Origin of the sequence: Streptomyces hirsutus (genome assembly GCF_001418415.1) — a bacterium.
Lineage (GTDB): Bacteria > Actinomycetota > Actinomycetes > Streptomycetales > Streptomycetaceae > Streptomyces > Streptomyces hirsutus.
This window is the reverse complement of record NZ_LIQT01000025.1, coordinates 1-12,942: the sequence shown is the minus strand read 5'-3', so window position 1 is coordinate 12,942 and position 12,942 is coordinate 1. Positions and strand designations below refer to the sequence as shown.

Sequence of the window (12,942 nt, the reverse complement as noted above, 5' to 3'; positions counted from 1 at the left end):
CCCCGGGTGGGCACGCGCGGCTCAGCCGGGCAGCGCGTCCAGCAACCGGTCCACGTCGGCCGGGGTGTTGTAGAGGTGGAAGGACGCCCGCAGATGGCCGGCCCGGTCGGACAGGGCGAAGCCCGCCCTGCTCAACTCCGGCTGGAGACGGCCCAGTCCCGGCACGGACACGATGGCCGAACCGGGCGAGGGCACGGGCTCGTGGCCCCGCGCGACGAGCCCCGCCCGGAAGCGGTCGGCGAGGGCGACATCGTGGGCGTGGACGGCGTCCACCCCGATCTCCTCGACGAGTTCGAGGGAGACCCGCAGCCCCGCGTAGGTGAAGAGGGCGGGGCTCGTGTCGAACCGGCGGGCGGAGTGGGCGAGTTCGGCGACGGGCCCGTAGCAGCTGGCCCAGGGTTCCTCCCCCGCGGCCCAGGACGCCTGTACGGGGACCAGGTCGCCGAAGTCCTCCGGTACGGCCAGGAAGGCTCCGCCGTGCGGGCCCAGCAGCCACTTGTAGACGATGGTGACGGAGTAGTCGAAGGCACCGGCGTCGACCGGCAGCCAGCCGATGGCCTGGGAGAGGTCGACGTAGGTACGCGCGCCGTGTTCCCGGGCCGCCTCCCGCAGCGCGGGCAGATCGGCGATCCGGCCGTCGGCGGACTGCACGGCGCTGACGGCGACGAGGGCGGTGTCCGGGCCGACGGACTCGGCGAGCCGCTCCAGCGGCACGGCCCGCACCTTGAGGTCGCCGCGGACGTGGAACGGGTTGAGCACCGAGGCGAAGTCGTTCTCGACGGTGAGCACCTCGGCGCCCGGCTGCAGTGAGGCCGCGATCAGCGCGGTGTACAGGGTGACGCCGGCCCCGGCCGCCACGCGCTCGACGGGGACGCCGACCAGCCGGGCGTACGCGGCCCGGCTCGCCTCGACGTCGTCGTACAGCGGATCCAGCGGACCGCCCTCGGCCCTCAGCCGCACGGCGTCCCCGAGGGCGGTCACCGTACGGGCGGGCAGGAGAGCGTTGGCGGCGGTGTTCAGGAAGGTGTTCTTCGGGGTGAACTCGGCACGGACGAGATGCTCGAAGGTCTCGAAGGTCTCCATGGGACCACTCTGCGGCCCTGGGATCTCCCCGTCCATCGGCTTGTTCTGCACGAAACCGCCAAGGAACCCTTATGGATACGTCTTGACCTGCGAAGACGCGAGGCGGTGGGTTCGGCTCGGCGGTTTCGGCGCGGCCGGTCAGGTCTGCGGCACCGCGCAGCCGTCGGGACCGCAGACCTCCGCTTCGCCCTCGACGGTCTTCAGCCGCGGACGCGCGTCCCAGGCCTGGGTCAGCGCTTGGGTGAACACCTCGGCGGGCTGGGCGCCGGAAACACCGTACGTGCGGTCGAGGACGAAGAAGGGCACGCCCCGCGCGCCGAGTTCCGCGGCCTCCCGCTGGTCCTCGCGCACCTCGGCGGCGTACGCCTCCGGGTCGGCGAGGACCGCGCGGGCGGCGTCGGTGTCGAGGCCGGCGGCGCCGGCGAGTTCGAGGAGGCGGTCGTCGTCGCCGAAGACGGACCGCTCCTCGGCGAAGTTCGCCTGGTAGAGCAGGTCGAGCAGCTCCACCTGGCGGCCCTTCTCGCGGGCGAAGTGCAGCAGGCGGTGCATGTCGAAGGTGCCGCCGTGGTCACGGCCCCGGGTGCGGTACGGCAGTCCCTCGGCGGCGGCCTGGGCGCCCAGGTTGTCCTCGCCGGCCTCGGCCTGCGCCTGGCTCATGCCGTACTTCTTGGTGAGCATCGAGAGGACGGGCTGGGTGTCGTCCTTGGCCCGGCCCGGGTCCAGCTCGAAGGAGCGGTGCACCACTTCGACGTCGTCCCGGTGCGGGAACTCGCCGAGCGCCTTCTCGAAGCGGGCCTTGCCCACGTAGCACCAGGGGCAGGCGATGTCCGACCAGATCTCGACACGCATCGTTGAGGCACTCTCCCAGTCGTAGGGGCGCGGAGACGCCCTCCGCTGACTGCGTGAACCTTCAACCAGTGCGGTTCATTCCCCGGGCACCGCGAAGCGCGGGTACAGGTGGTGGTCGTCGGGGGCGTGCGGATGGGCCGGGTCGGGGGTCCAGCCCAGGCGGGCGTAGAAGGCCTGGACGCGGCGGTTGTCGACGTGCACGTCGAGTACGGCGGTGCGCAGACCGTTCGCCCGCCATTCCTCGACACAGGCGGTGCGCAGGGCCGTGCCGATGCCGGTGCGCCAGTGGTCGGGGGCGACGTGGAACTGGAACAGCCTGACCGTGCCGGCGGGAGCGTCCGGCGGGGTGCGGAAGGAGGCGAGGCCGGCGAGGTGTCCGTCCCGCACCGCGCACAGGACCCGCCCCTCGGGCCGCGTGACGGCCCCCTCCATACGGCCGGCCGGTGCCGTCCTCGGGGATGCCGTCCGGGCGGTACGCGGAGCGGGCCCTCAGGTGCAGCGCGGCGATGTCGGCGGCCTCGGCGGCGAGGGCGGTCCTGATCACCGGGGAATCCATGGTCCGGTGCGTTGCGGTCATGCGGCTCAGGAGATGCGCGGGCGGGACGGCGGTTCCCTGTCGGACGGTGGCGCCCCGCCCGGGCCACAGGGCTCCGCCGCTCCCGCCGCTGCCGCCCTCAGCTGCCGTCGCGCAGGTCCTGCGGCCAGTTCGGCCGGAACTCGATGTGGTCGTAGGTGACCACGCAGCCCTCGCCCATCGGGGACTGGGTCATGAAGCCGACGAGGGCGGCTCCCGTCTCCTTCTCCGCGTCGAGGGTGAAGAGGCGGACGAAGGTCCAGTGCTCGCCGTCGCGGGAGGCGTGGAAGGCGAAGGCGCGGCCGGTGCGACTGATCCTCAGCCACACGGAACTGCCGTCCACGGTGAAGGAGTTGGCGTCGTCGGAGTGGCCCCGGGTGACGACCGTGCAGATGGTGGGCACGTCCGGGGAGTACTCCAGGCACAGCTTGGCCCAGTTCCGCTCACCGGTGTGGACGTAGAGCACTCCGGCGTCGAAGGCGGCGGCGAAGCCGACCGTGACCCGGGCGATCAGCTGGAAGTCGCCCTCGGGAGCGCCCAGCAGCCGGGGTGCGTCGGCAGCGGGGTCCAGGGCCTCCCCGGTGGGCGGTACGAAACGGTCCTGGCGCGGTCCGGCCCAGCCGGTGAGGACGCCGTCCTCGTGGGACCAGTGTCCGTCGGGACCGTACGTGCGCAGGGGAAAAGGCAGTTCTGGGAGCTTCACGTCCATGGGGGGAGTCTCGCAGGTTCCCCACGCGCGGGGGCCCGTCCGGCAGATCGTGCCGGACGAACCCCCTGTGCACGCGGTCGAACCTGCTCCGCCGTGCGCGGTCAGCGCTCCAGGCGGCCGTTGAACCGGCGGGGCAGCCCGAGCGGGTTGTCGTCCCGCAGCTCCTGCGGCAGGAGGGACTGCGGGCTGTTCTGGTAGGCGACGGGGCGCAGCCAGCGCTCGATGGCGGTGCCGCCGACCGAGGTGGAGGTGGAGGTCGTCGCCGGGTAGGGGCCGCCGTGGTGCTGGGCGGGGGCGACCGCGACACCGGTCGGCCAGGCGTTGACGAGCACCCGGCCGGCGAGCGGGGTCAGCTCGCCGAGGATCTCCGCGCCCCGGCCCTGCCCCGCGCCCTCCTCCTCGGAGAGGTGGACGGTGGCGGTGAGGTTGCCGGGGAGGCGGGAGAGGACGGCGCGGACCTCCGCGTCGTCCTCGTAGCGGACCACGACGGTGACCGGGCCGAAGCACTCCTCCAGGAGAAGGTCGTGCTCGCCCTCCGCGGCGAGCCTGCTCGCCGGCACGGTGAGGAAGCCGGCGCTGACGGTGTGCTCGCCGCCCGCGCCCGGCGTCACCGGGGACTCCACGTCGGGCAGCCGGGTCCGCTCGGCGACCCCGGCGACGAAGTGGTCGCGCATGCGGTGGTCGAGCAGGACACCGGCGTCGGTGTCGCTGACGGCGTCGGTCAGGGACTTGACCAGGCGGTCGCCGGCCGCGCTCGCCGGGGCGAGGACGAGACCCGGCTTCACGCAGAACTGGCCGACGCCGAGCGTCATCGAGCCGGCGAGCCCGGCACCGATCGCCTCGGCGCGCTCGGCGGCGGCGGCCTCCGTGACGAGGACCGGGTTCAGGGAGCCCAGCTCCCCGTGGAACGGGATCGGGACCGGGCGGGCGGCCGCCGTGTCGAAGAGGGCCCGGCCGCCGCGCACCGAGCCGGTGAAGCCGGCCGCCGCGACCAGCGGGTGCCGGACCAGCTCGACGCCGGCCTCGAAGCCGTGCACCAGACCGAGCACGCCCTCGGGGACGCCGTGCCGGGCCGCCGCCCGGCGCAGCACCTTGGCGACCAGCTCGGACAGGCCGGGATGGTCGGGGTGGGCCTTGACGACCACGGGGCAGCCGGCCGCGAGGGCACTCGCGGTGTCGCCGCCGGGGACGGAGAAGGCGAAGGGGAAGTTGGAGGCCGAGTAGACGGCGACCACACCCAGCGGGACCTTGTAGCGGCGCAGGTCCGGGACGGGCGGGGTCGCGGTGTCGTCGGGGTGGTCGATGACGACGTCGAGGAAGGCGCCCTCGTCGACGATGTCGGCGAAGGAACGCAACTGGTAGCAGGTGCGGGCGAGTTCGCCGGTGAGGCGGACCGGTCCGAGGGCGGTCTCGGCATCGGCGGCCTCGATGAGCGTGCCCTTGGCGGCCTCGAGTTCGTCGGCGGCCGAGCGCAGGAAGGCCGAGCGGACGGTGCGGTCGGCAAGTGCGCCCCGTGCCTGGTGGGCGGCCCGGACGGTGGCGTCCACCTCCTGGACCGTGGCCTCCACCGCGACCTGTTCCCGCTGCTTCCCGGTTCGGGGGTCGACACTCCAGACTGGTGCTGCTGCCACCGCGAGTCCCTCCGCTTGACTGCCGCTTGCAATGCCGCAGTATGTACGTCATCCACCAGGGGTGTTCGATATACTGAACACTGTCTCTGGTGATGAATATGCTGTTGGAGACTATAACTTCAGCTCCTCGTCGAACGAAGGGTCAAGGGCATGTCGGCTGGCGAGACGGGCGGCGGCGCGCAGGTCAAATCCGCGGTGCGGACCGTTGAACTGCTCGAGTACTTCGCCGGGCGCCCCGGCATGCACTCCCTGGCGGCGGTCCAGGAGGCCGTCGGCTATCCCAAGTCGAGTCTCTACATGCTGCTGCGCACCCTCGTCGACCTCGGCTGGGTGGAGACGGACGCGACGGGCACGCGGTACGGCATCGGCGTGAGGGCACTGCTCGTGGGCACGTCGTACATCGACGGGGACGAGGTCGTGGCGGCGGCCCGGCCCACGCTGGACCGGCTGTCGGACGACACCACGGAGACGATCCACCTCGCCCGGCTCGACGGCACCAACGTGGTGTATCTGGCCACCCGGCAGTCGCAGCACTACCTGCGCCCCTTCACCCGGGTCGGCCGCCGGCTGCCCGCGCACTCGACGTCGCTCGGCAAGGCGCTGCTGAGCACGTACACGGACGAGCAGGTGCGCAAGATGCTCCCGGAGACGCTGCCCGCCCTCACCGAACACACGATCACCGACCGGGAGAAGCTCATCGAGGAGCTGCACCAGGTGCGGGAGCAGGGCTTCGCGGTGGACCGCGAGGAGAACACGCTGGGGCTGCGCTGCTTCGGGGTGGCGATCGCGTACCGCACCCCCGCGCGGGACGCGATCAGCTGCTCGGTGCCGGTCGCCCGGCTCACCCCCGCGCACGAGCAGATGGTCAAGGACGCCCTGTTCGACGCGCGCGACCGGCTGACGCTGGCCACCCGGAGGCTCTGACCGTGACCGGCCCGGAGATCGCGCTGCGCGCGGTGCACGACAGCGATCTGCCGGTCTTCTACCGGCAGTCGAACGACCCTCAGGCGCTGCGCATGGCGGCCTTCACCGCCGAGGACCCGGCCGACCGGAGGGCGTTCGAGGCCCACTGGGCGCGTATCCGCACCGCGCCGGACGTCGTCGTGCGCACGGTGCTGTGCGACGGCGACGTGGTGGGCCACGCGGCGGTGTACGGGGCGCCGGGCGAGCGCGAGGTGACGTACTGGGTCGACCGCGCGTACTGGGGCAGGGGCATCGCCACCGCCGCCCTGCGCGCCCTGCTGGCCGAGGTGACCGAGCGCCCGCTGCACGCGCGCGTGGCCGCGGACAACGCGGGGTCGCTGCGGGTCCTGGAGAAGTGCGGCTTCCGGGTCGTCGCACGGGAGACGGGGTACGCGCCGGCGCGGGGCGCCGAGACCGACGAACTCGTCCTCACGTCGGCCGGCTGACCCCTGCCGCTCTCCGAACGGCGTTCACCGAGCGGCCAGTTGACCGGAATCCGGTTCCGGGCGATCAATTCGTCAAGGCGCTGAACCTTTCCGGTCCGCCAGCCGTCTGAACAGGTGACGGGCCGCCCCATCCCCCCGGGGCGGCCCGTCACCTTCCGTCGGCGCCGGGCCCGGCCGTATGCCGGACCGGACGCTCCGCCGACCGCCGGACGGGCCCTACTTCACGCCCAGGATCTGCTCGATCGGGTCGATCGCGAAGTACACCAGGAACAGGGCCGAGGTCCCCCACAGCAGCCAGTGGATCTCCTTCGCCCTGCCCAGCACCGCCTGGATCAGCACGTAGGCGACGAAGCCGGCGCCGATGCCGTTGGTGATCGAGTAGGTGAACGGCATGACGGCGATGGTGAGGAAGGCCGGGATGGCGATGTCGTACCGGTCCCACGGGATGTGCCTGACCTGGGTCATCATCAGGAAGCCGACGGCGACCAGGGCGGGAGCCGCCGCCTGGAGCGGGACGATGGTCAGCACCGGGGTGAGGAACAGCGCCAGGGCGAACAGCCCGCCGGTGACCAGGTTGGCGAACCCGGTACGGGCGCCCTCGCCGACACCGGCCGCCGACTCGACGTACGAGGTCGCCGAGGAGGAGGACGCCGCGCCGCCGGCGACGGCCGCGGCACCGTCGATGAGCAGCACCCGGCCGAGGTTCGGCACCTTGCCCTGCTCGTCCAGCAGTCCGGCCTCGGCGCTGACGCCGACGACCGTGCCCATGGTGTCGAAGAAGTCGGACAGCACCAGGGTGAACACCAGCAGGACGATGGTGATGACACCGACCTGCCCGAAGGCGCCGAACAGACTGAAGTCGCCGATGAGGCCGAAGTCGGGGGCGGAGACCACCGAGTCGGGCCACGCGGGCGTGGTCAGCCCCCAGGTGGGCACGTCCGCGAGGGCGTTGATGACCATGGCCACCAGGGTCATGACAACAATGCTGACGAGGATGGCACCGCGCACCTTGCGGGCGAGCAGCGCGACGGTCAGCAGGACGCCCGCGCAGAAGACGAGCATCGGCCAGCCCGCGAGGGTGCCGGTGCCGCCCAACTGGACCGGCACGGTGGTGTTCGCGGCGTCCGGGACACGGGTGACGAACCCGGCGTCGACGAAGCCGATGAGGGCGATGAACAGGCCGATGCCGACGCCGATCGCCTGCTTCAGCGCCTGCGGGATGGCGTGCATGACGGCCTCGCGCAGGCCGGTCACCACCAGCACGCAGATGAGCAGGCCCTCCAGGACGATCAGGCCCATCGCGTCGTCCCAGCCCATCAGCGGGGCGACCTGGAAGGCGACGACGGCGTTGAGCCCGAGCCCGGCGGCGAGAGCGAGGGGAAGGTTGCCGCCGACGCCCATGATGATCGTCATGACGGCGGCCACCAGGGCGGTGGCGGTGGTGAGCTGGACGGGGTCGAGCTGTTCGCCGAACTTGTCCTTCGCGCTGCCGAGAATCAGCGGGTTGAGGACGAGGATGTAGGCCATGGTGAAGAACGTGGCGAAACCGCCGCGTATCTCCCGGCCGACGGTGGAACCGCGTGCCGATATCTTGAAGAACCGGTCGACGCCGTTCCCCGTCGGGGGCCGGGATTCCGGCTTGTCGGCCACCTGTTGCGAGTCGGACATGGCGAACTCTCCTCGATGCCTGAGTGGTTGCCGTCGATCATTGGTGCTCGTCGACGCCTGAGTGATCCCTGTACGGATGCTGGCTGGATTGTGCCCACGCCGCATCGCGTTCAGGTGTTCTCCTTGTTACGGAATCGCATGCCGACCGGTCACACAGCGTTCGACCCTCCGTACGGGCCGCGCGATCCGTACGGTCCGCACGGCATCGAACAGTGAACAAAGCCTGTACACACCCGAGTTGGCGCCCGCCGGGCGCCCGGGGTCCGCCGCGAGGGGAGTTGGTCGTCCGTGGGCACCGTCGTGGACGGCAGCACCGCCGCGGAGTTCCATGCCTTCTTCGAGCGTCACTACGCCGAACTGTCACGGCTGGCCGCCCTGCTGACGGGCGAGGCGGACACCGCCGACGACCTGGCGGCGGACGCCCTGCTGGCGTTGTGGCACCGCTGGGACCGGGTGCGCGCCGCCGAGCATCCGGCGGCGTACGCGCGGGGCGTGGTCGCCAATCTGGCCCGCACCCGTATACGCAGCGCGGTGCGCGAGCGGCGCCGGATCGCCCTGTTCTGGTCGCAGCGCGAGGAGCGGGCCGAGAACCCCGATGTCGCGGGGGTGGTGGACGTACGGGAGGCGTTGCGCCGGCTGCCGTTCCGCAAGCGGGCGTGTGTGGTGCTGCGGCACTCTTTCGACCTGTCGGAGAGGGACACCGCGCTGGCCCTGGGTGTCTCGGTGGGTACCGTGAAGAGCCAGACCTCGAAGGGGATGGCCGAACTGCAGCGGCTGCTGGGCACGCCGTCACCCGAGGTGCCGCGACGGGTGCACGCGGCGCGTGCCGCGTGGGGCGAGGCTGCCGTGGGAGGGGGCCGGTGACGATGCGGCGGGACAAGGTGCCCGAGGAGGTGCGCGCCCGGCTGCGGGAGGCGGCCGGGGCGCACCGGCCCGGCCGGGAACGCATGCTGGCCCGGGTGGAGCGCGGCATGACCGGGCCGGACCGGCCGGTCCGGCGGGAGGCGCGTCCCCGGGAACCGGGCTGGATCCGGGTGGTGGGCGCGACGGCCGCGGTGGCCGGGGTGCTCGCGGCGGGCGGTTACACGGCGGCGTCCGCGGTGAAGGACGCCCGGACTCCCCCGCAGCGCCAGGTGGCGGTCTCCCCGGCGACGGCCTCCGCGCCGCCCTCGGCGCCGGCACCGAAGACGCCCGACGCGGTGCGGCCGTCCGCCGGCTCCGGGGGCGGCCCGCTGGGTGCGGACGGTGCGGTGAACCCGCACAGCAACGAGTTCTGGGCGCAGAGCGATGTCGCCCTGCGCACCGGCGAACGGCTGACCGCGCTGACCGTGCGGCTGCGTGTCGCACAGACCGGCGGGGTCTCGTCGACGGGTGCCTGGCGGTCGCTGCCCGAGGAGGACTTCGTCCTCACGGTGGGCGAGCGGGGCGGGTTCCTCGTCTACACCTGGACACTCAGGGAGGGTCGCACGGTCCCGCCGGGCGAGTGGGTGTTCGCCGGCCAGTACGACCATGCGCGCGGCGGCCGCGACGCGCGGAAGGACACCTGCACGGCGACGGCCGCCACCGCGGGAGGCGAACGGCTCTCCGTGAAGGGCGGATTCACGGCCGATGACGCCGACGCCCCCGACAGCGCCGGGAATTCGGGGTCGTGACCCGGAGCCGGCCCGTCCACCGGTGGGCGGTACCCCCGAAACTTTCGGCTCCCGCCACCCCGTTGACCCTCAGGCTCCCCCTGGCGACACTCCGAGGACACCCGCTCAACAGAATCCATCAGACCCCCACAGGAAGTGTCATGCGTCGCCATACCGCCCGCACGCTTCTGGTCCCGTTCCTCGCCCTCCTCCTCGCCCTGCTCGCCGCACCACCGGGCACCGCGCACCCGGGAGCCGCACCCGTGAACCACGCCGAGTCCCCCGCCGCCCCGAGCGCCCCGCGGTACGCCGGGTACCTCTTCGCCTACTTCACCGGCGAGGGCACCGCCGACGGCGAGCAGATCCGCTACGCCCTCAGCCGCGGCAACAACGCGTTGAGCTGGCGCGAACTCAACGGCGGGCAGCCGGTGCTGACCTCCACGACCGGTGAGAAGGGGCTGCGCGATCCGTTCGTGATCCGCTCCCCCGAGGGCGACCGGTTCTTCCTCATCGCCACCGATCTCAGGATGTACCGGAACAGCAGCGGCAGCTGGGACGAGGTCCAGCGGCACGGCAGCAGGTCGATCATGGTGTGGGAGTCCACCGACCTGGTGAACTGGACCGACCAGCGCCTGGTGCGGGTCTCCCCCGACAGCGCCGGCAACACCTGGGCGCCCGAGGCCCACTGGGACGCGTCGCGGAACGCGTACGTCGTCTTCTGGGCGTCGAAGCTGTACGCGGCCGACGACCCCGGCCACACCGGATCGACGTACAACAGGATGCTCTACGCGACCACGCGGGACTTCCGCACCTTCAGCGAGCCGAAGGTGTGGAACGACCCCGGCTACTCGGTGATCGACTCCACGGTGGTCGAACACCGTGGCACCTACTACCGCTACACCAAGGACGAGCGCGACCCGTCCTCCGGCTCCCCGTGCTCGAAGTTCATCACCGGAGAGAAGGCGGCGGACCTGACCTCGACGTCGTACGCCTTCGTCGCCGACTGCATCGGCAGCGGGGCGATGAGCCGGGGCGAGGGGCCGACGGTGTTCAAGTCCAACACCGAGGAGAAGTGGTACCTGTTCATCGACGAGTACGGGGGCCGGGGCTATCTCCCCTTCGAGGCGACCGACCTCGCCTCGGGCCGCTGGACACCGTCCACCGGCTACCGGCTGCCCGCCAGTCCCCGGCACGGCACGGTGATCCCGGTGACGCGGGCGGAGTACGACCGGCTGCTGGCCGCGTACCCGTAGGGGCGGCCGGGCCGGCCGGCGTCACAGGACGGCGGCGAGCCAGGCGTACACCTCGTCCTGCATCTCCTCGTCGAAGACGTGGCCGCGGTCCGGCCACGTCTTCAGGCGCAGCCGGTGCCCGGCGCCCTGGGAGTGCCAGACGGCGCGCAGCTTGCCGTAGGCGGTCCGGACCCCGTCGGCGGGGAACAGCCGGTCGAGCCCGCCGTGGAAGAACAGCATCGGCCGGGGTGCGGCGATGCTCGCCACATCGGGGATGTCCAGGTGCCGGGTGAGGCCGGGATGGAGCATGTGGAACGCCGACTGCCCGCGCAGTGTGTTGTTGCCGGGCACCATCATGTCCTTCAGCCCGGTCATCCAGCACACGCTCGCCGCGGCCGCGACGTGGTCGCTGAGCGCGGCCGCCTGCCAGGCCCGGTAGCCGCCCATGGAGAAGCCCAGGGCGGCCACCCGGCGGGCGTCCACCCGGTCGAGGCCGGCCAGGAAGGCGGCGGCGCGCTGGTCCTCGCGGGCGTGGAGTCCGGCGAGCGAGGAGCCGAGGTGGAAGAGGTTGCTCGCCAGTTCCTGCTGCCGCTCGTAGGCCAACGGCCCCCGCTCGCCCCATCCGAGGGCGTCCAGGCAGAGCACGACGTAGCCGCGCCGGGCGAGTTCGTCGCCGACGAAGCGTCCGCCGAAGTGCCGCGCGGCCCACTGCTCGGCGGAGGCGAGCCGGGTCTCGTCGTACCAGGGCCGGACGCACTTCTCCTTGCCGATGTCGAAGCGGGAGCCGTGGTCGTGCAGGAGCAGCACGGCCGGGAAGGGCCCGGTGCCGTACGGGGTGAGCAGTACGCCGAGGGTCCTGCCGTACCGGGTGAGCGAGAGGGTCACCGACTCGCGGGTGAAGCCGCTTCCCGCGGAGTCGTCGGGGGCGGCGGGGCCCGCGGTGGACTCGGGCGCGTACGGTGTGCCGTCCTGGTCGTCGACGACGAGCAGTTCCTCGACCTTTCCGCGGGCCGCCCGCCGCCACGCGTCGAAGTCCCGGACGGGTGAGGCGCCCCAGGCGAGCGGGAACGTCAGGTCGTCCTTGAGGACTTGGTGGAGTCCGGGCGGGCCGGGGACGGGGGCGGAAGGAGAGGTCATCTCGCGGCCGGCCGGGGGTGCCAGTCGCCGAGGTAGGTCTCGGGAGTGTGGGCGGCGGCCTGGGCCCGGGTGAGCCGGGGCCGGTTCTCCGGGACGGTGACCACGGCGCCGGGACCGGTGTTGCGGTACTCGGCGAAGCGCTGGTCCTGCCAGGGGTGACCGGCTGCCATGGCGGTGTAGGGCGCGACGGCGTCGATGCCGGGGCCGAGGTGGGTGTCGCGGACGATGAGCATCGGGCGGGCGGTGGTGTCGGAGCTGGGCACCCAGGGGCGGGCCAGCTTGTAGTAGCCGTCGGGTGCCTCGCTGCTGACGGTGCTCCTGGTGACGAGGTAGCCGCGCGGGTTGGCGCCGGCGGTGGAGGGCGCGAAGACGAAGCCGTACGGGGCGCCGGTCAGGTCCGGGCGGATCAGGGTACGGAAGTGGCAGTGCTCGAAGACGGCGGTCGCCCGGCCGAAGACGAAGTCGACGTCGCCCTCGGCGTAGCAGTGGGAGAAGTACTGGCGGGCGAACGTGTCCGGGGACGGGGAGTCGGCGTACAGGGTGTCCTGGTGGCCGAGGAACCGGCAGTGGGTGAAGGCGCTGCGGTCGCCCTGCACCTTGAGGGCGACGGCCTGGGTGCCGCTGGTGCCGGGGAGGTCGGTGCGCAGCCAGTCGTTGGCGAAGGTGATCCGGCGGGCGGTGAAGCCGTCGGGGCGCACGGTGGTGGTGGCGGAGCCGGAGGTGCCGTAGGGGCCGGAACCGTCCGGCTTCGGGGTACCCGCCGCGTTACTGTGGACGATCACCGTGTCCCGGGGGTCGCGGGAGGCGCCGATCCAGGTCATGCCGGTGCGGTCGGCGTCGACGGAGACCGTCTCCCGGTAGGTGCCGGGGGCCAGGACGAGGACGCGTCCGGTGCCGGTCGCGGCGGTCACGGCCGCCTGGACGGTGGTGAAGTCGCCCGCGCCGCCGGGGTGCACGTACAGGGTCCCCGGGGTCAGCCGGTCGGCCGGCGAGCCGTACCGGCCGACCGGCTGACCCCG

At 72.5% G+C, this 12,942-nt stretch carries 12 protein-coding genes and 1 pseudogene; 5 read left to right on the top strand and 8 right to left on the bottom strand.

Annotated features, from left to right (window positions below):
* Positions 1-21: 21 nt before the first annotated feature.
* The 5 genes from AOK11_RS02180 to AOK11_RS02160 all read right to left on the bottom strand — a co-directional run bounded on the left by AOK11_RS02180 (position 22) and on the right by AOK11_RS02160 (position 4,846).
* A complete protein-coding gene (locus tag AOK11_RS02180) occupies positions 22-1,083 on the bottom strand; it encodes an aminotransferase class V-fold PLP-dependent enzyme (protein ID WP_055591915.1) in 1,062 nt (353 codons plus the stop codon).
* A 138-nt stretch (positions 1,084-1,221) separates the two neighbouring features.
* A complete protein-coding gene (locus AOK11_RS02175; protein ID WP_055591914.1) occupies positions 1,222-1,932 on the bottom strand; it encodes a DsbA family oxidoreductase in 711 nt (236 codons plus the stop codon).
* Positions 1,933-2,007: 75 nt separating this feature from the next.
* Complete coding sequence (locus AOK11_RS02170; RefSeq protein ID WP_338058901.1) at positions 2,008-2,364, bottom strand: GNAT family N-acetyltransferase; 357 nt, start codon at positions 2,362-2,364, stop codon at positions 2,008-2,010.
* Between the two features lie 242 nt (positions 2,365-2,606).
* The gene (locus tag AOK11_RS02165) at positions 2,607-3,215 is read right to left on the bottom strand and encodes a DUF1349 domain-containing protein (protein ID WP_055591913.1); all 609 of its coding nucleotides are present in this window, start codon (positions 3,213-3,215) and stop codon (positions 2,607-2,609) included.
* A gap of 101 nt (positions 3,216-3,316) precedes the next feature.
* Entirely contained in the window at positions 3,317-4,846 is a 1,530-nt protein-coding gene (locus tag AOK11_RS02160; RefSeq protein WP_079034574.1) for an aldehyde dehydrogenase (NADP(+)), read from the bottom strand.
* 150 nt (positions 4,847-4,996) lie between these two features.
* Here AOK11_RS02160 and AOK11_RS02155 point away from each other — a divergent pair, with 150 nt between their 5' ends.
* Together AOK11_RS02155 and AOK11_RS02150 are read left to right on the top strand one after the other, a co-directional pair.
* Positions 4,997-5,770, top strand: a complete 774-nt coding sequence (locus AOK11_RS02155) for an IclR family transcriptional regulator (RefSeq protein WP_055591911.1) — start codon at positions 4,997-4,999, stop codon at positions 5,768-5,770.
* Between the two features lie 2 nt (positions 5,771-5,772).
* Entirely contained in the window at positions 5,773-6,255 is a 483-nt protein-coding gene (locus AOK11_RS02150) for a GNAT family N-acetyltransferase (protein WP_206188756.1), read from the top strand.
* A 216-nt stretch (positions 6,256-6,471) separates the two neighbouring features.
* Here the strand turns inward: AOK11_RS02150 and AOK11_RS02145 are convergent, their stop codons facing one another.
* Positions 6,472-7,923: an NCS2 family permease gene (locus tag AOK11_RS02145; protein WP_055591909.1), complete on the bottom strand. Its 1,452-nt coding sequence runs from the start codon at positions 7,921-7,923 to the stop codon at positions 6,472-6,474.
* 288 nt (positions 7,924-8,211) lie between these two features.
* Here AOK11_RS02145 and AOK11_RS02140 point away from each other — a divergent pair, with 288 nt between their 5' ends.
* From AOK11_RS02140 to AOK11_RS02130, 3 genes and pseudogenes are all read left to right on the top strand, one after another.
* Positions 8,212-8,787 carry a SigE family RNA polymerase sigma factor gene (locus tag AOK11_RS02140; RefSeq protein WP_055591908.1) on the top strand — a complete coding sequence of 192 codons (576 nt, stop codon included), beginning with the start codon at positions 8,212-8,214 and terminating at the stop codon, positions 8,785-8,787.
* Positions 8,788-8,789: 2 nt separating this feature from the next.
* On the top strand, positions 8,790-9,575 hold the full coding sequence (locus tag AOK11_RS02135) for a hypothetical protein (protein ID WP_420902961.1): 786 nt from the start codon (positions 8,790-8,792) through the stop codon (positions 9,573-9,575).
* Between the two features lie 140 nt (positions 9,576-9,715).
* Positions 9,716-10,804 (top strand): annotated as a pseudogene (locus AOK11_RS02130) (glycoside hydrolase family 43 protein); the annotation flags it as partial.
* A gap of 24 nt (positions 10,805-10,828) precedes the next feature.
* On the opposite strand, the gene AOK11_RS02125 reads toward AOK11_RS02130, so the two are convergent.
* Together AOK11_RS02125 and AOK11_RS02120 are read right to left on the bottom strand one after the other, a co-directional pair.
* Positions 10,829-11,923 (bottom strand): dienelactone hydrolase family protein, encoded by a 1,095-nt coding sequence (locus tag AOK11_RS02125; protein WP_055591906.1) that lies wholly within the window; start codon positions 11,921-11,923, stop codon positions 10,829-10,831.
* A partial coding sequence (locus tag AOK11_RS02120) for a pectinesterase family protein (RefSeq protein WP_055591905.1) occupies positions 11,920-12,942 on the bottom strand: 1,023 nt, incomplete at its 5' end. The genes AOK11_RS02120 and AOK11_RS02125, both read right to left, overlap by 4 nt.